Genomic DNA, 17,364 nt, shown 5'->3' with positions numbered 1-17,364 from the left:
CGCTTAGGCTATGGCTTCAGATTGCATTATGCTGTGCGATAGGTTTTTTCTACCGGCCGGAACGGTAGCGTCAACGAGGTGAGTTTGCCATGCGGCAAGGAAGACGAAGGGCAAACGTAGTCATGACAAACGTTATTCAGCGAAGAGTGTCACAGTTGTTATCCAGCACGCGCTTACTCGGATTATTGGCTCTGCCAGTGATGGTATTTAACGCCCAGGCGGAAACGCCGCCGGCGGTAGTTGCTGTGCCTGAAGCCCAGGTAACAGCCCCCATTGCGGCAGAAAGCGTAGCGGAGGCCACGCTAGACGCGACTTCGGTAGGGACGAGCGTGATTGACGATCTGGTTAAAGCGCCACCGGCCGCGACAGCAGAAGCCCAGAAGGTAGCACCACCGGCAGCGGTAGCAGAGGCTCAGACAGTCGCTGCGCCAGCAGAAACCCAGAAGGGAGCCCCACCGGCAGCGACAGCAGAAGCCGAGACAGTATCACCACCCGCAGAGGCCCAGGCTATTGCCCCACCGCCTGTGGCAAATGCGGCTGATATACCCGCTCAACCGCCTGTGGCCGTGACCCCAACAGAAACGCCTGCGACAGTAGTCAGCGAGGTCAAGGCCCAGGCATCCCCGGCGCAAGACCTGCCGGAACTGGGCAGCGCTGGCGTCAACGATGCCGAACGAGAAAAAGAGTGGGCTACGCGGGCGAAAAAGCTGGCAGAGCAGAATCTTAACCAGATATCCAGTGAGCGAGCGCGCGCCGGTACTAAAGATTACCTGGCCAGCCAGGCCAGCTCGGTCCTACAGCAGGAGACCGAGGAGCTACTGTCGCCACTTGGCACCGCTAAACTGTCGCTTGCAGTGACGCCGGAAGGGGATTTTACCGGCAGCAGCGGTCAGCTGTTTAGCCCGCTGTATGACGTGGATGGGTTGTTGACCTACAGCCAGGTAGGTTATCTGCAAAAGGCTAACGGTTCACAGGGTAATTTTGGCCTGGGGCAACGTTGGGCGGTAGGGGATTGGCTACTGGGCTACAACTCCGTGCTCGACAGTGATTTCCAGAATCAGCGCAACCGTGGCAGCATCGGTGCGGAAGCCTGGGGCGACTATCTGCGCTTATCGGCCAACTATTACCACCCGCTGTCGTCATATTCTCCCCAGGCAAATAATGCCGTCTTTCTCGGCCGTCCGGCGCGTGGCTATGACATTACCACCCAAGGTTATCTGCCGTTTTACCACCAGCTTGGGGCCTCGCTCAGCTTTGAACAGTATCGCGGCGCCAGCGTCGATCTGCTAGGCAATGGCAACAAACAAACCGATCCTAGCGCTATGCAGGTGGGGCTCAACTATACGCCGGTCCCGTTGGTCACGGTCAAAGCCTTACACAAACTGGATAATGTCGGTGAAACTCAGGACAAGGTCGAGCTGGCGATGACCTACCGCCTTGGGGTGCCGTTGATTAAACAGATTTCTCCGTACTACGTGGAGCAGGCCAAATCATTGCGCGGTAGCCGCTATGACAGCATTGAACGTAATAATGTGCCGGTGCTGGAATTCCGCGAAAGCAAAACGTTGCAGGTGTTTCTGGCGACGCCGTCATGGAGCCTGAATCCAGGGGAAACGCTGCCTCTGGTGCTGGAAATCAAGGCGGCCAACAAGATCGCTGCGGTCAACTGGCAAGGGGATACTCAGGCGGTCAGCCTGACGCCGCCGGCGAATATCAACGATCCGCAGGGTTGGACCTTGACGGTGCCCGCGTGGGATGAGACGCCAGGGGCCAGTAATCACTACCAACTGTCTGTCACCCTTGAGGATGAAAAGCAGCAGAAAGCCACCTCGAACTGGATCACGCTACAGGTTAGCGCTCCCCTGAGCTGGTCTATTGAAGGGGAGCCTGGGTTACCGCCGCCGCAAACCCTGCAGCCACCGGCAATCCCGGCGGTTACCGGGCCGTTGCACCCACAGGACCCCTAATCTTTCTTATTACCCAACACCCAAACGGCGGCTTCTACGCGGGATTTCAGTTTCATCTTCTTCAGCAGGTGTTTGACGTGCACCTTGACGGTACTTTCGGTGATCGTCAGTTTGCGGGCAATCAGCTTGTTTGGCAGCCCCTGCGCGATCAGCTTGAGGATGTCGCGCTCGCGCGGAGTCAACTGCTGGATGTCGCGTTCTACCGCCGGGCGGTTTTCCCGCAGGCTGGCCGCCAATACTGGCGTCAATGCTTCGCTCAGTACCATTTGCCCTGCCGCCGCCTGATGCAGTGCCTTGAGCAGTTCCTCTGGTTCCATATCTTTCAACAGATAGCCATCCGCACCGCGTTTTAGCGCGCTCACCACATCGTCTTCATGGTTGGAGACGCTGAATACCACCACACGGCCAGAAAGGGCGGTCTGGCGCAGGCGATCCAGGGTTGCCAGACCGTTCATTCCGGGCATATTCAGATCCAACAGGATCAGGTCGGGATCGTGTAATTCCGCCAGTTCCACACCTTGTTCACCATTGCTGGCTTCGGCGATGACTTGCAGCCGGGGATCCATGCTAATCAACTGCTTGACGCCGTTACGCAACATGGGGTGATCGTCAATCAGCAGGATGGTGGCCGCTTCTTCGGTCGTCATAATATTTCCTTTATTCGATAGCAGAGTTATCCGGGCGGAACGTCACCCGTACTTCGGTGCCGCCGCCGCTGCACGGCAGGATTTCACACTGGCCGTGCAGGCTTTTGGCGCGATCGCGCATGATGATTAGGCCGTAGTGATCGGGCCGTTCGCTGATATCCGGCAGGCCACGGCCATTATCGCTGACGCTCAGGGTGACTTCGCCCTGCAGGTTTGTCACCCGAATCGCGACCTGGCTGGCCTGCGCATGTTGGTGAATGTTGCTCAATGCCTCACGTGCGATTTGCAGCAGGTGGATCGCCTGATAGGCCGGTACGCTACGTGGGCCTAACTGATAATCCAGTTCGATAGGGATCCCCAGCCGCTGATTGAATTCCTGCACCGTAGACTGTAGTGCCGCCAGCAGGCCAGGTTCGGTCAGGCGCAGGCGGAAGGTGGTTAACAGCTCGCGCAACTGACGATAGGCGGTATTGATCTCTTCACGCATCTGTTGCACCAACTCCAGACTGGCCGGAGGTAGTTCGGCTCCTTGCATCTGCAGGCAACTGGTCTGCATTTTCAGGCAGGTGAGGGATTGAGCGATGGAGTCATGTAACTCGCGGGCAATCGCGGCCCTCTCTTCCATCAGCATCAATTGCTGCTGATGGTCAACCTGGCGCTCTATCGCCAATACGCTGGTCAATTGCTCTACCAGGGTATTCATCAACTGGCATTGCTCATCGCTCAACCGTTGCTCTGGCGCATGTTGAGCGACGACGATGCCATAATTACCCAGTTGGTCACTCAGGCTCCAACTAAGCGAAGGGTGCCCCTGACTATGAGGCTGATGTCCGCTTAAGCAAGCGCTGCAGACCGGGTTATGGCAATACTCTGGTCTTAACGGCTGGTTACCGCTTAACTGCAGAAACTGTTCCTGGCTGTTGTTTTCATACAGCCGTACCTGGAGGCTGTGCAGCGGTGTCAGCGTTTGCAACTGGTTAAGGATTGGCGTCAGGCGGCTACAGATCGGCTCGCTGGTGTGTAACTGGCGGCTGGTACGATACAGAAAGCTCAGCATCTGGTTTTTCTGTTGCAGGTCGGCGGTTTTTTCTGCGACACGTTGCTCCAGCCTGGCATAGATGGTGGCAAGCTCGTCGGACATGGAGTTCAGCGCGGCACCTAGCGAAGACATCTCGTCCTGATGCCCACGTTGGGCAAAGCGGGAACTGAAATCACCGCGGCCTACCGCCAGGGCCATCGCCACCAATTGACGCCAAGGGTGCAGTAAACGGCGGCGCAGGTAACAGATGGTGCCGACCAGCAGCAACAGCGTCAGGGCAATAAAGCCACCCTGAACCAGCGTCACCATCAGCAAACGCCGTTCGGTCTGGTGGTCGATATCGGAAACCAGCTTGTCCAACAGGCTGACAAAGTGGGCCACTTGGGGAGCTGCGTCGGCGGGGTGTTGTGCTTGGCGCAGCCGTGGTTGCAGTTGGTTTAACCAATAGTCACGCAACGTCAGCAACTGCGGGGTTAGCCCTTCGCGTTCCAGCGCCTGTTGCAAGTCGCGGCTGGTTTCGTCCTGCTCTAATCCCTGCATCAGGATGTCACTGTGGGCATCCAGGGGGAGCTGAGACAACAGGCGGTAACTCTGCATCCGTAGGGAACCCGCTTTGTTGATGGCATGAGCATTGCCCTGGATGCTTTGCGACATCCAGGCGGAAATACTCATTCCGGCGATACCCAGCACCCCCAGCAGTAGCATTAGCACGGCCACCTGATTAACGATGGAAAGCGGAGCCAGCAAGCGTTTCATCGAATACGCATCCCCATTGAGCAGCAGAAACCAGAGGGTAAGTACCGGCCTCTCTGGCGGCTAAATTACGGCAATAGCGGCCATTTTTCCTCATCCCCAGGCATAACCCCATACCCCTAAAGAAGTACCCCCTAGTTTCCGGCAGCCTGCCCCATTGGCCAACCCTTAGCATCACTGTGGTATAACCTGCTGAATACCAATAGATTAGCGAGCCTTAATCGGCTACTCATTAAGGGATGTATGGGGTTTATCCGCCGTGGGTTACCTGCTTGCTCGTTGATTTACGTCAACTTTACCGCTTGAGGGGATCAACTAGGGTGTGCGCAGTTATCACTGTGTTTCTGAGGTTTATTATGTCGCAATCTGCAACGCCTTTAGCAAGAAAAACGGGTGCGGTTATTCAGGACTGGCAACCTGAGAACAGCGAATTCTGGCAGCAGAGTGGGCACCGCATCGCCCGCCGCAACCTGTGGATCTCCATACCCTGCCTGTTGCTCGCCTTCTGTGTCTGGATGCTGTTCAGCGCCGTGGCGGTTAATCTGAACAAGGTGGGGTTTAACTTCACCACCGATCAGCTGTTCCTGTTGACCGCATTACCTTCGGTTTCCGGCGCTATCCTGCGCGTGCCGTATTCCTTCGTGATCCCGATGTTTGGTGGCCGGCGTTGGACAGCCATCAGCACCTGTTTCCTGCTGGTACCTTGCCTATGGTTAGGCTATGCGGTGCAGGATCCGACCACCTCATTCAACGTATTTATTATTATCTCGCTGTTGTGTGGTTTTGCCGGGGCCAACTTTGCCTCCAGCATGGCGAACATCAGCTTCTTCTTCCCTAAGGCGAAGCAGGGTGGGGCGTTAGGTCTGAATGGCGGCCTGGGAAACCTGGGGGTCAGCGTGATGCAACTGGTGGCTCCGTTAGCCATCTCGCTTGCCATGTTTGGCTTTCTGGGCGGTACCGGGCAGACACAGCCAGACGGTAGCCAGCTGTGGTTGGAAAATGCCGCCTGGATCTGGGTGCCTTTCCTGCTGGTGGCAACGTTGGTGGCCTGGTTCGGTATGAATGATTTGGCCGCCTCAAAGGCTTCTTTGCGCCAACAACTGCCGGTACTCAAACGGGGTCATCTGTGGGTTTTGAGCCTGTTGTATCTGGCAACTTTTGGTTCCTTTATTGGTTTCTCTGCCGGTTTTGCCATGCTGGCGAAAACCCAGTTTCCGGACGTGGTGATCCTGCATTACGCCTTCTTCGGGCCGTTCCTTGGGGCGCTGGCTCGTCCAGTGGGCGGAGCGCTTTCCGATCGCTTTGGCGGTATTCGTGTGACGTTGCTGAACTTTATAGTCATGGCCATTTTCGCTGCCTTGCTGTTCCTGACCTTGCCGGGTAGCGCTCATCAGGGCTCGTTTATGGCCTTCTATGGCGTGTTTATGGTGCTGTTCCTCACCGCCGGGTTGGGCAGCGGCTCGACCTTCCAGATGATCGCCGTGATATTCCGTAAAATCACCGTGGACAGAGTGAAAGCCGCAGGGGGAAGCGATGAGTTGGCACAGCGCGAGGCGGTAACCGATTCGGCTGCGGCTTTGGGCTTTATCTCGGCGATTGGTGCAGCGGGGGGATTCTTTATTCCCAAGGCGTTTGGCACTTCGCTGGCTTTGACTGGCTCACCGGCTGGGGCGATGAAGATCTTCCTGGTGTTCTATATTGTGTGTGTCGTGGTGACCTGGGGCGTTTACGGCCGTAAAAAGGTTTCACGCTAGTTGAGTTAAGCGGGCGCAGCATTGGGCGCGCCTACGGTCGAAAATGTGCGACTCCTGCCCATTCGGCAACAGTGCAATTTGTCAGTAATCAGACATTCTCCGCTTGTCGGGGAGTGTCTTTCTGCTCCATTCCCGCAACTTATTTCTCTGAATGCCAGTAATCCCATAAAAATATATGAGCATAATCTTAATTATCGCGAGGTTGAAGGTTTTTTACATTAAGCTATCGCTGGCATTGCGCACGAATTAAATCGTTGGATAAAATCTACTGCGCTCATAATAAAAGAAAAATATTAACCTCCGGCACGGGGTGATTTATGCCTGAATTAGCTATGCAACCCAGCGGGATGTGAGGCTTTTTCAGTGGATTTCATAATTTCACAACGTTATGAAAAATGGGTGAAATTATATTTTTTATGATTAATATCAACTGGTTAAAATCATGCTGTATTCCGCATTTCTCAGATTTGATTAAAAATAACACGCTTTATGACAGGGCATCTACTAGGCATCATTGAAGTAAAAATCCGAGACTGAGAATCGGCGGTGATTGATTCGATGAAATATAAAGAAAATTTATTTCTTCGAGTTTATATCTAATGTCTTGAAATTTTTTTCATGTTTCTATACAAAAGAGGGCGCTGTGAACTCATCAAGGAAATGAAAAGTGGACGATGAACAGGAAATTAAAATCATAAATTTTGATGTTTTTCTCCCCTCCAGGCAGAGTTCACGGCTACGTTGGAAAGAGCTTCAGATACTTTCCCTGTTGGTTACCCGTTCGCCTGAGTTGGTGAGCCGTTCAGAAATCATCGAGACTATCTGGAAAGGCACCTATTGCTCAGACTCTACAATAAATCAGACGATTAAGTCCATTCGCCAAAAAATTGGCGACACGGAGCATGCTCTCATCAGAACCATTCCGCGTCTTGGTTATAAGGTGGACAATAAAACGATATTTAACTTTATTTCAGCAGAGGAATCCGCTGTCGTTGGGGAAGTTACTCCCGGAGATGATGACACTGAGAATGTGAGTCGTGATTTATCTGAGAGCAAATTGAATCATATGAACGGTGAAATTATTGAAAATGCAACGGCGTCGGCAGGTTATTCAGCTATAAATCCGATATTAAGCGCAGCAGATTTGGTTGAACCCATGCGAAACAGGGTAACGCCGTGGGGCAGATTATTGAAGTATCTGGCGGCGTTTATTGCGCTGCTGACAGTTTCGCTCTTATCCTATGCGCTGGGCAGTCGAACCAAGCCTGCAATACAGCATGAGGTACCAAACAGCCTTCGTATGGTCTTATCCTTTTCATTAGACACTCCCCCTAGCACCAAGGCCCAGGTGCTAAATTGCGTGTATCTGGAGGGGACTGAAAAGGAAATGCGGGTTGAATGTAGTGCTCGCTAGCAGGATCCCCTTTGAAGCTGTTTAATATAGGGAAATTAAACCGTGTGAGATTATCCCGTAACGTTAAAACAACTCTGCCGATGAGAGTGAGTTAATTAAGCGATTTCACATTTAATCAAACGCTATTATCGCGGCATGACACTGTTTTATCATTTATTAGTTGAAACTGTTAGGCGAAGTGTCCAGTCTGGCCACTCAGCTTTATCCGCTTTTTCTGTAGAGAAATGGAGTAGGAAGTATTTTTGAGGGACTGAGTGATAAATTATGGATAAACGTAAGATAGCTATTATCGGTGGATCGGGTTTTATTGGCTCACGGCTGGCAAAACGACTAAGCGCCCGTCGCGATTTGGCCCTGAAAATCATCGACGTTAAACAGAGCCAATGTTTTTCTCAGTACTACCAATATGCTGATGTGACTCAGCCAGAAAGCCTGCGACAGGCACTGGTAGGCTGCGATGCGGTGATAAACCTGGCGGCCAAGCGTCAGGATAAAGTCAAGTCAACCTCGCTTTATAATCAGATCAATGTCGAAGGTGCACGTAACCTATGCATGGTCGCAGCCGAGTTGGCGATCAAACAGATCGTTTTCACTTCGTCAGTCGCCGTCTATGGCGATGTGGAACAGGAAACCAATGAGGAAGGTCATTTGGCCCCCGGTAGTCATTACGGCAAATCAAAACTGGAGGCGGAATATGTTTATGAGGCCTGGCGCAATGCTGGCGACGGCAACAAACTGACGATCATACGCCCAGTGGTGGTGTTTGGCGAAGGGGACCGTAGCAATGTGTATAAACTGTTCCGTCGGATCGCCAAGGGCCGTTTGGTGATGATAGGCGATGGTCGTAATAGGCGCTCGTTGGCCTATGTTGAGAATATCGCTGCCCGCTTGGAATTTGCGCTCGATCAGCAAGCCGATTATCAGGTCAGCAACTATGCCGATAAGCCGGACCTCTCAATGAATCAGCTAATCGGGGTGGTTACTCGCGTGCTTGGCCGAGAAGATAAGCTCATTCACATTCCCTATTTGCCAGGCATAGGGGGGATTGCACTGCTTGATCTGCTGGGTAAGGTTAGCCGGTATAAATTTTCTATTAGCCGTGCCAAGGTCAAGACGTTTTGTGCCTCGGCCCAGTTTAAATCTAACGTAGAGCCTGATTTTGTCGCTCCCGTCGATCTCAATCAGGCTATTGAGAAAACGGTGAAGCACGAATTCAACTGACGTATTGAAAGGGGCGCTTCCGGGGCGCCCATATAACGGCATCCGGTGCCCGCCTATATTTGTCATTAATCTCGCTTACACGTCCGTTTTAGCGTCACTACCCCCAAATTTCCGTGCCAGGGTGTTCGTCAGGCGCTTATCTCTGTAAATTCATTATTCTTGTTTTATTACAAAAAGATAGGGTGATTTTCAGTTGTCATCCTTTAGTGGTATTTGCGCCATCCCTCTGGTTTTCTCTCCCCGAATCCCTTGATCGCAATCAAGTTACGCCCAGCAGAGCATCAGTAGCCTTGGCCGCAGATTGAGCAATGATACTTGGCAACTTCTTACCACAATATACCCGTCGTCCTGCAAGCTGCGGCTTGAAATTCGTAGGGTAATGAGCCTTCAGGAGAACTCCGGATGAGCAAATTTCTAGATCGGTTCCGCTACTTCAAGCAGTTGGCCGAACCTTTCTCTGGCGGTCATGGCCAAACGCTGAACGCCAACCGCGATTGGGAAGATGGCTATCGTAGCCGTTGGCAGCACGACAAAGTGGTGCGTTCCACCCATGGCGTGAACTGCACGGGTTCCTGCAGCTGGAAAATCTATGTGAAAAACGGCCTGGTCACCTGGGAAACCCAGCAGACCGACTATCCGCGCACCCGTCCAGATTTGCCCAACCATGAGCCCCGTGGCTGCCCACGCGGTGCCAGCTATTCCTGGTATCTCTACAGCGCCAACCGCCTGAAATATCCGCTGATGCGTAAACGTCTGATCAAGCTATGGCGCGAGGCTAAAGCCCTGCATAGCGATCCGGTTGATGCCTGGGGGTCGATTGTTTCCGACCTGGAAAAAGCCAAAAGCTACAAAGTGGCTCGTGGCCGCGGTGGTTTTGTCCGTTCCAGCTGGCAGGAGGTCAATGAACTGATCGCCGCTTCCAACGTGTATACCGCCAAGACCTTTGGCCCGGACCGCATTATCGGCTTCTCGCCGATCCCGGCGATGTCGATGGTGTCTTACGCGGCGGGTGCCCGTTATCTATCGCTGATTGGCGGTACCTGCCTGAGCTTCTACGACTGGTACTGCGATTTGCCACCGGCCTCGCCGATGACCTGGGGCGAACAGACCGACGTGCCGGAATCTGCCGACTGGTACAACTCCTCGTACATCATTGCCTGGGGCTCCAACGTGCCGCAAACGCGTACCCCGGATGCCCACTTCTTCACCGAAGTTCGCTACAAGGGCACCAAAACCGTTGCGGTGACGCCAGACTATGCGGAAGTGGCCAAGCTGTGCGATCAATGGCTGAACCCGAAACAGGGCACCGATAGCGCAATGGCGCTGGCGATGGGCCATGTGATGCTTAAAGAGTTCCATCTGGATCGTGAGGTTGGCTATTTCCGCGACTACGTTCGCCGCTACACCGATATGCCGATGCTGGTGCTGTTGGAGCCGCGTACCGAAGGTTATTACGCAGCAGGCCGCCTGCTGCGCGCTGCCGATCTGGTCGATGGCCTAGGCCAGGAAAACAACCCCGAGTGGAAGACCGTCGCGTTGGATCAGACCAGCGGGGAACTGGTGGCACCGCAGGGCTCCATCGGTTTTCGTTGGGGCGAGAAGGGCAAATGGAATCTGGAGCAGCGTGAAGGTAAAGCCCAGCAGGATGTGGAGCTGCAACTCAGCCTGCTAGGCAGCCATGATGAGGTGGTTGACGTTGGCTTCCCTTACTTCGGTGGTGCCGAGAGTGAACATTTCAACAGCGTGGCGCTGGACGACATCCTGCTACACAAGCTGCCGGTAAAACGCCTGCAACTGGCAGACGGCAGCCAGGCGCTGGTGACCAGCGTCTACGACCTGACGCTGGCTAACTACGGTCTGGATCGTGGCCTGAATGATGCCCACTGTGCCAATGGTTATGACGAAGTCAAAGCTTATACGCCAGCCTGGGCAGAGCAGATCACCGGCGTATCACGTCACAACATCATCCGCATTGCGCGCGAGTTTGCCGAGAACGCCGAGAAAACCCACGGCCGCTCGATGATTATCGTGGGGGCCGGTGTCAACCACTGGTACCACATGGACATGACCTATCGCGGGCTGATCAACATGCTGATCTTCTGCGGTTGCGTTGGCCAAAGCGGCGGCGGCTGGGCGCACTATGTCGGCCAGGAAAAGCTGCGCCCGCAAACCGGTTGGATGCCGCTGGCCTTTGGTCTGGATTGGCAACGGCCGGCGCGACATATGAACAGCACCTCGTTCTTCTACAACCACTCCAGCCAATGGCGTTACGAGACGGTCGGCACCGAAGAGCTGTTGTCACCGATGGCGGACAAGAGTCAGTTTGCTGGCAGCCTGATCGACCTGAACGTGCGTGCCGAGCGCATGGGTTGGTTGCCATCGGCACCACAATTGGACACCAACCCGCTGCATCTGGCCGCTCAGGCTAAAGCGGCCGGTCAGACGCCGCTGGATTTCACCGTGGAGAGCCTGAAACAGGGCAACGTCCGCTTTGCCGCCGAACAGCCGGATAATCCGCAGAACTTCCCGCGTAACCTGTTCGTCTGGCGCTCCAACCTGCTGGGCTCCTCCGGCAAGGGGCATGAATACATGCTCAAATACCTGCTGGGGACCGAGAATGGTATCCAGGGCCAGGATCTGGGCCAACAGGGCGGCGTAAAACCACAGGAAGTCGAGTGGTTGGATAACGGCGGCGAAGGCAAGTTGGATCTGGTTGTGACGCTTGATTTCCGCATGTCCAGCACCTGCCTGTATTCCGACATCGTGTTGCCCACCGCCACCTGGTACGAAAAAGACGATATGAATACCTCGGATATGCATCCGTTTATTCATCCGCTGTCTGCGGCTGTCGATCCCGCCTGGGATTCCAAGAGCGACTGGGATATCTACAAGGGTATCGCCAAAGCGTTCTCCGAGGTGTGCGTTGGCCATCTGGGTCAGGAGACCGACATTGTCACGCTGCCAATCCAGCATGACTCCGCCGCCGAACTGGCACAGCCCTACGGCGTGAAAGATTGGAAGAAAGGCGAGTGCGAACTGATCCCGGGTAAAACCGCGCCACACATCATGGTGGTAGAACGCGATTATCCCGCGACCTACGAGCGTTTTACCTCACTTGGTCCGCTGCTGGACAAGCTTGGCAATGGGGGTAAGGGTATCGGTTGGAACACCCAGACCGAAGTCGACTTCCTGAAAAAGCTGAACTACGTGAAGACCGAAGGCCCGGCAGTTGGACGGCCGAAGATCGAAAGTGCTATCGATGCGGCGGAAGTGATCCTCTCGCTGGCACCGGAAACCAATGGACAGGTGGCGGTGAAAGCCTGGCAGGCGCTGAGTAACATCACCGGGCGCGATCACACCCATCTGGCGCTGAACAAGGAAGACGAAAAGATCCGCTTCCGTGATATTCAGGCCCAGCCGCGCAAGATCATCTCCAGCCCGACCTGGTCTGGCCTGGAAGACGAACACGTTTCTTACAACGCCTGCTACACCAACGTGCATGAGCTGATCCCGTGGCGCACCCTGAGCGGCCGCCAACAGCTGTATCAGGATCACGAGTGGATGCGTGCCTTTGGGGAAAGCCTGTTGGTCTATCGCCCACCGATCGACACCCGTGCCGCGCAGCCGTTGCTGAATAAAAAACCGAACGGCAACAAAGAGAAGGCGCTGAACTTCCTGACGCCGCACCAGAAGTGGGGTATTCACTCTACCTACAGCGACAACCTGTTGATGCTGACCCTGTCACGCGGCGGGCCAATCGTCTGGCTGAGTGAGGAGGATGCCAAAGAGTTGGGCATTGAAGATAACGACTGGATCGAGGCCTTCAACGCCAACGGAGCACTTACCGCCCGTGCGGTGGTCAGCCAGCGCATTCCGTCGGGCATGACCATGATGTACCACGCGCAGGAACGCATCGTGAATATTCCGGGCTCGGAAATCACCAGCCAGCGCGGCGGGATCCACAACTCGGTGACCCGCGTGTGCCCGAAACCGACCCACATGATCGGCGGCTATGCCCAGTTGGCCTACGGCTTTAACTACTACGGCACCGTCGGCTCGAATCGCGATGAGTTTGTGGTGGTGCGCAAAATGGACCATATCGATTGGTTAGACGGCGAAGGTAACGACTACGCCCAGGGCAGCCAGCAGGAGAAAGCCAAATGAAAATTCGTTCGCAAGTTGGCATGGTGCTCAACCTGGACAAATGCATCGGTTGCCATACCTGTTCGGTGACCTGTAAAAACGTCTGGACCAGCCGCGAAGGCATGGAATATGCCTGGTTCAACAACGTGGAAAGCAAGCCGGGCATCGGCTATCCCAACGCCTGGGAAGATCAGCATAAGTGGAAGGGCGGCTGGATACGCAAAATCAACGGCAAGCTGGAGCCGCGCATGGGTAACCGCGTTGGCCTGCTGTCGAAGATTTTTGCCAACCCGGCTGTTCCCGCATTGGACGACTATTACGAGCCGTTCGATTACGACTACCAGAACCTGCATACCGCCCCGCAGGGTAAGCATCAGCCGATCGCCCGTCCGCGATCGCTGATCACCGGCCAGCGGATGAACAAGATCGAAAGTGGCCCAAACTGGGAAGAGATCCTCGGCGGGGAGTTCGACAAGCGTGCCAAGGACAAAAACTTCGACAACATGCAGAAGGCGATGTACGGCCAGTTCGAAAACACCTTCATGATGTATTTGCCACGGCTGTGTGAGCACTGCCTCAACCCGGCCTGTGTGGCGACTTGTCCGAGTGGTGCGATCTATAAACGCGGCGAAGACGGCATTGTGCTGATCGATCAGGATAAATGCCGCGGCTGGCGGATGTGCCTGACCGGCTGCCCGTACAAGAAAATCTACTTCAACTGGAAGAGCGGCAAATCCGAGAAGTGCATCTTCTGCTACCCAAGGATTGAGGCTGGCCAGCCTACCGTCTGTTCGGAAACCTGCGTGGGGCGTATCCGCTACCTCGGCGTGCTGCTGTACGATGCCGACCGCATTGAACAAGCGGCCGCTACAGAGAACGATAAAGACCTGTATCAGAGCCAAATGGATATCTTCCTCGATCCGCACGACCCGGCAGTGATTGAGCAAGCGCTGAAAGACGGTATCCCGCAAGGGGTGATTGAGGCCGCGCAGCAGTCGCCGGTTTACAAGATGGCGATGGACTGGAAACTGGCGCTGCCGCTACATCCGGAATATCGCACCTTGCCGATGGTGTGGTACGTGCCGCCGTTGTCTCCGATCCAGTCGGCTGCCGATGCCGGTGAGTTAGCCCATAGCGGCGTGTTGCCTGATGTCGAAAGCCTGCGCATCCCGGTGCAATATCTGGCGAATCTGTTGACCGCCGGGGATACCGCTCCGGTGCTGTTGGCGCTGAAACGGATGTTGGCGATGCGTCACTACAAGCGGGCAGAAACCGTGGACGGCGTGGTGGATACCAGCGCGCTGGAGCAGGTAGGGTTGACCGAGGCGCAGGCGCAAGAGATGTATCGCTATCTGGCGATCGCTAACTACGAAGACCGTTTCGTCGTGCCTTCCAGCCACCGTGAACTGGCGCGTGAAGCTTTCCCGGAAAGCAAAGGCTGTGGTTTCAGCTTTGGCGACGGTTGCCACGGCAGCGACAGCAAATTCAACCTGTTTAACAGCCGCCGCATCGATGCCATCGACGTGACGCAGAAAACCCCGCGCAAGGAGGATGTCTCATGATCGCTCTGCGAATTATTGCCCGCCTGCTGGATTATCCTGAGCAGGAACTGTTTGACCATCAGCAAGAGCTGGCGGAAGCCCTGGAACCGGCCTGCGAACTGGATTTGCATCACAGCGCCCAGCTGATTCTGTTTATCCGTCGCTTCTGCGCCCGTCCGTTGCTGGACGTGCAGGCGGAGTATTGCGAACTGTTCGATCGCGGCCGTGCGACCTCACTGTTGTTGTTTGAGCACGTTCACGGTGAATCCCGCGATCGCGGCCAGGCGATGGTCGATCTGATGGCGCAATACCGCGAAGCCGGGCTGGAGATCGACAGCCGCGAACTGCCCGACTTCCTGCCGCTGTATCTGGAATATCTGGCTAGCCGCAACAAAGAGGAAGCTCAAGGCGGATTGCAGGATATTGCTCCTATTCTGGCGCTGCTGGGTGCTCGTTTGCAGCAGCGTCAAAGCCCGTATGCGGTGCTGATCGATCTGCTGCTGGCGCTGTCTGGTAGTGGAGTTGCGGCCAACAGTTTGCAGTCGCAAGTTGCCGGTGAAACACGTGACGACACGCCACAGGCACTGGATGCCGTCTGGGAAGAAGAACAGATCAAGTTTTTGGGTGAGCAGGGCTGCGCTTCGGCGCAGCAGGCCACCCACCAACGGCGCTTTGCTGGGGCGGTTGCGCCACAGTATCTGGATGTGGGTTCGATGACCACGGCAACCAAAGGACGCTAATCATGCACTTTCTGACGCTTTTCTTCTTCGATATCTATCCGTATATCGCCGGGGCGATCTTCCTGATCGGCAGTTGGCTGCGCTACGACTACGGGCAATACACCTGGCGTGCTGGTTCCAGCCAGATGCTGGATAAAAAGGGCATGCGGCTGGCCTCCAACCTGTTCCATATCGGCATTCTGGGCATTTTTGCCGGGCATTTCCTCGGCATGCTGACACCGCACTGGATGTATGAATCTTTCCTGCCGATCGCCGTGAAGCAGAAAATGGCGATGTTTGCCGGTGGGGCCTGCGGTGTGATGATGCTGGTGGGCGGTGTGTTGTTATTAAAGCGCCGGTTGACCAACCCGCGTATCCGCGCCACCAGTAGCGTGGGGGATATCCTGATCCTGACGCTGCTGGTGGTGCAGGTATGCCTGGGCCTGTTGACCATCCCCTTCTCTGCCCAACATATGGACGGCAGCGAGATGCTGAAGCTGGTGGCCTGGGCGCAAGCGGTGGTGACTTTTCATGGCGGCGCGGCTCAGCACCTGGCAGGGGTTGCACTGATATTCAAGATCCATATCGTGCTCGGTATGACTCTGTTCCTGATCTTTCCGTTCTGCCGCCTGGTGCATATCTGGAGCGTGCCGGTGGAATATCTGACTCGCCGCTACCAGTTGGTGCGTAACCGCCGTTAATTCCCCGCGTTACCCAGCGGCAAGGTCTTTTGGACGTTGCCGCTGTTCTATTTTCCTCGTATTGGTGTGTAACCAATATCCTTTTACCGTTGATTCAGTCATTGATTTTGGTCTGCCTTAGCCCTCCCAGAGCAAGGCGAATAGTTTATTCCTATAGATCTCTTTTCGGCGTTGATCTACGCTGTGCCATTGGGTTAACGGCATGGTTTACCAGGTTAGTTAAGCGAACGGAATCAATCAGTAAAAATTCCTGTTAGGATTTTCATTATGCTGATGTTAAATAAGGGCTAGATCAAAATAGCGTAAATACGTTGATTAATTACGCTGGATGCTAAGCCAAACGAGTTAGGGATAAGCAGACTGAACACCTATGACCATTGATAACCTGTCCCACCCCGTACTGCCGCTGAAAATCATCGCGACCGGTGCGGCCTTGCCTCCCGGCTGCATCGAATCTTCGGCCTTGGATCGGCAATTGGGTAAACCCGTCGGCTATGTTGAAAAACGCTCGGGGATTATTCATCGTTTTCATGCCAGCAATCAGGCTAGTCAGGCTGCACTGGCCGTCGCCGCATTGGATGATGCCCTGGCTCGCCATGCCATCCCGCGAGACTCCATCGATCTGTTGATCTCGGCCTCGGCCATTTCCGTACAGGCATTGCCCTTCAGTGCCGCGCATATTCTTAAGATCGCCGGCTTACCAGCAGGTATCGCCGGCTTTGATATCAATACCAGTTGCGTCAGCTTTATTAGCGCATTACAGGTGGCAGCCGGGCTACTCAATACCGGTGTTTATCGGCGTATTGCCATCGTCTCTGCCGATATTGCCTCGCGCGGTATCGACTGGGAAGATGAAGAGTCCTCACTGATTTTTGGCGATGGTGCCGCTTGCGCCATTGTGGAACGCGGCGATGGGCGCAGCGGCATTTTGTCCTACCTGATGGAAACCTACCCGGAAGGCAGCGATTTGTGTGAAATCCGCGCCGGTGGTACACGCTGTAACCCGCGAGCAGGGATGAACGATAGCGATTTCTTATTCCACATGAAGGGCAAACAACTGTTCCGCCAGGCTTCGGCGCTGATTGAAGGCTACCTTGAGCGCTTGCTGAGTGCCGCAGGGCTCACCTTGCCACAGATTGCCACCGTGGTGCCGCACCAGGCCAGCCATCTCTCGCTGGAACATATGCGCAAAAGGCTGCATGTGGCGCCTGAGGCGTTGGTGGATATCTATCGTTACCGGGGCAACCAGGTGGCAGCGTCAATTCCTTCCGCGTTGCACGAGGCGGCGATCACCGGCAGGCTGAATGCCAATCAGCCGGTGATGCTGATCGGTACCGCTGCTGGGTTGACCCTGGGCGGCATGGTTCTGCTGCCATGAAAGTCTTGGTAACCGGAGCAACCAGTGGGTTGGGGCGCAATGCGGCCGAGTGGCTGTTGGCTGCGGGTCATCAGGTGCATGCCACCG

General features: G+C 55.0%; 11 protein-coding genes. 9 read left to right on the top strand and 2 right to left on the bottom strand.

Annotated elements, in window-relative coordinates; genetic code table 11:
• Nucleotides 1-122 precede the first annotated feature (122 nt).
• Nucleotides 123-1,967 (top strand): YchO/YchP family invasin, encoded by a 1,845-nt coding sequence (locus tag ACLQ7H_RS16180; RefSeq protein WP_411753554.1) that lies wholly within the window; start codon nt 123-125, stop codon nt 1,965-1,967.
• On the opposite strand, the gene narL is transcribed toward ACLQ7H_RS16180, so the two are convergent.
• Both narL and narX read right to left on the bottom strand, forming a co-directional pair.
• Nucleotides 1,964-2,614: a two-component system response regulator NarL gene (gene narL / locus ACLQ7H_RS16175; RefSeq protein ID WP_024485411.1), complete on the bottom strand. Its 651-nt coding sequence runs from the start codon at nt 2,612-2,614 to the stop codon at nt 1,964-1,966. The two genes, ACLQ7H_RS16180 and narL, sit on opposite strands and share 4 nt — an antisense overlap.
• A 10-nt stretch (nt 2,615-2,624) precedes the next feature.
• Nucleotides 2,625-4,409 (bottom strand): nitrate/nitrite two-component system sensor histidine kinase NarX, encoded by a 1,785-nt coding sequence (gene narX / locus ACLQ7H_RS16170; protein WP_411753553.1) that lies wholly within the window; start codon nt 4,407-4,409, stop codon nt 2,625-2,627.
• 353 nt (nt 4,410-4,762) lie between these two features.
• Between narX and ACLQ7H_RS16165 the strand changes: the two genes are divergently transcribed.
• The 8 genes from ACLQ7H_RS16165 (at nt 4,763) to ACLQ7H_RS16130 (ending at nt 17,277) form a co-directional block, all read left to right on the top strand.
• A complete protein-coding gene (locus ACLQ7H_RS16165; protein WP_411753552.1) occupies nt 4,763-6,160 on the top strand; it encodes a NarK family nitrate/nitrite MFS transporter in 1,398 nt (465 codons plus the stop codon).
• 667 nt (nt 6,161-6,827) lie between these two features.
• Entirely contained in the window at nt 6,828-7,574 is a 747-nt protein-coding gene (locus tag ACLQ7H_RS16160) for a winged helix-turn-helix domain-containing protein (protein ID WP_411753551.1), read from the top strand.
• Nucleotides 7,575-7,838: 264 nt separating this feature from the next.
• Entirely contained in the window at nt 7,839-8,795 is a 957-nt protein-coding gene (locus ACLQ7H_RS16155; protein ID WP_411753550.1) for an NAD-dependent epimerase/dehydratase family protein, read from the top strand.
• Nucleotides 8,796-9,197: 402 nt separating this feature from the next.
• The gene (locus ACLQ7H_RS16150) at nt 9,198-12,959 is read left to right on the top strand and encodes a nitrate reductase subunit alpha (protein ID WP_411753549.1); all 3,762 of its coding nucleotides are present in this window, start codon (nt 9,198-9,200) and stop codon (nt 12,957-12,959) included.
• A complete protein-coding gene (gene narH / locus ACLQ7H_RS16145) occupies nt 12,956-14,500 on the top strand; it encodes a nitrate reductase subunit beta (protein ID WP_411753548.1) in 1,545 nt (514 codons plus the stop codon). The genes ACLQ7H_RS16150 and narH overlap by 4 nt, the downstream gene beginning before the upstream one ends.
• Nucleotides 14,497-15,219 carry a nitrate reductase molybdenum cofactor assembly chaperone gene (gene narJ, locus ACLQ7H_RS16140; RefSeq protein WP_411753547.1) on the top strand — a complete coding sequence of 241 codons (723 nt, stop codon included), beginning with the start codon at nt 14,497-14,499 and terminating at the stop codon, nt 15,217-15,219. The genes narH and narJ overlap by 4 nt, the downstream gene beginning before the upstream one ends.
• 2 nt (nt 15,220-15,221) lie before the next feature.
• Nucleotides 15,222-15,899 (top strand): respiratory nitrate reductase subunit gamma, encoded by a 678-nt coding sequence (gene narI / locus ACLQ7H_RS16135; protein WP_411753546.1) that lies wholly within the window; start codon nt 15,222-15,224, stop codon nt 15,897-15,899.
• 370 nt (nt 15,900-16,269) lie between these two features.
• Nucleotides 16,270-17,277 carry a 3-oxoacyl-[acyl-carrier-protein] synthase III C-terminal domain-containing protein gene (locus tag ACLQ7H_RS16130; protein ID WP_411753545.1) on the top strand — a complete coding sequence of 336 codons (1,008 nt, stop codon included), beginning with the start codon at nt 16,270-16,272 and terminating at the stop codon, nt 17,275-17,277.
• Nucleotides 17,278-17,364: the final 87 nt, after the last annotated feature.

Source organism: Serratia sp. (in: enterobacteria) (assembly GCF_046715635.1).
GTDB lineage: Bacteria > Pseudomonadota > Gammaproteobacteria > Enterobacterales > Enterobacteriaceae > Chania.
The sequence above is the reverse complement of the archived record's forward strand: the minus strand, read 5'-3'. Positions and strand labels throughout refer to the sequence as shown.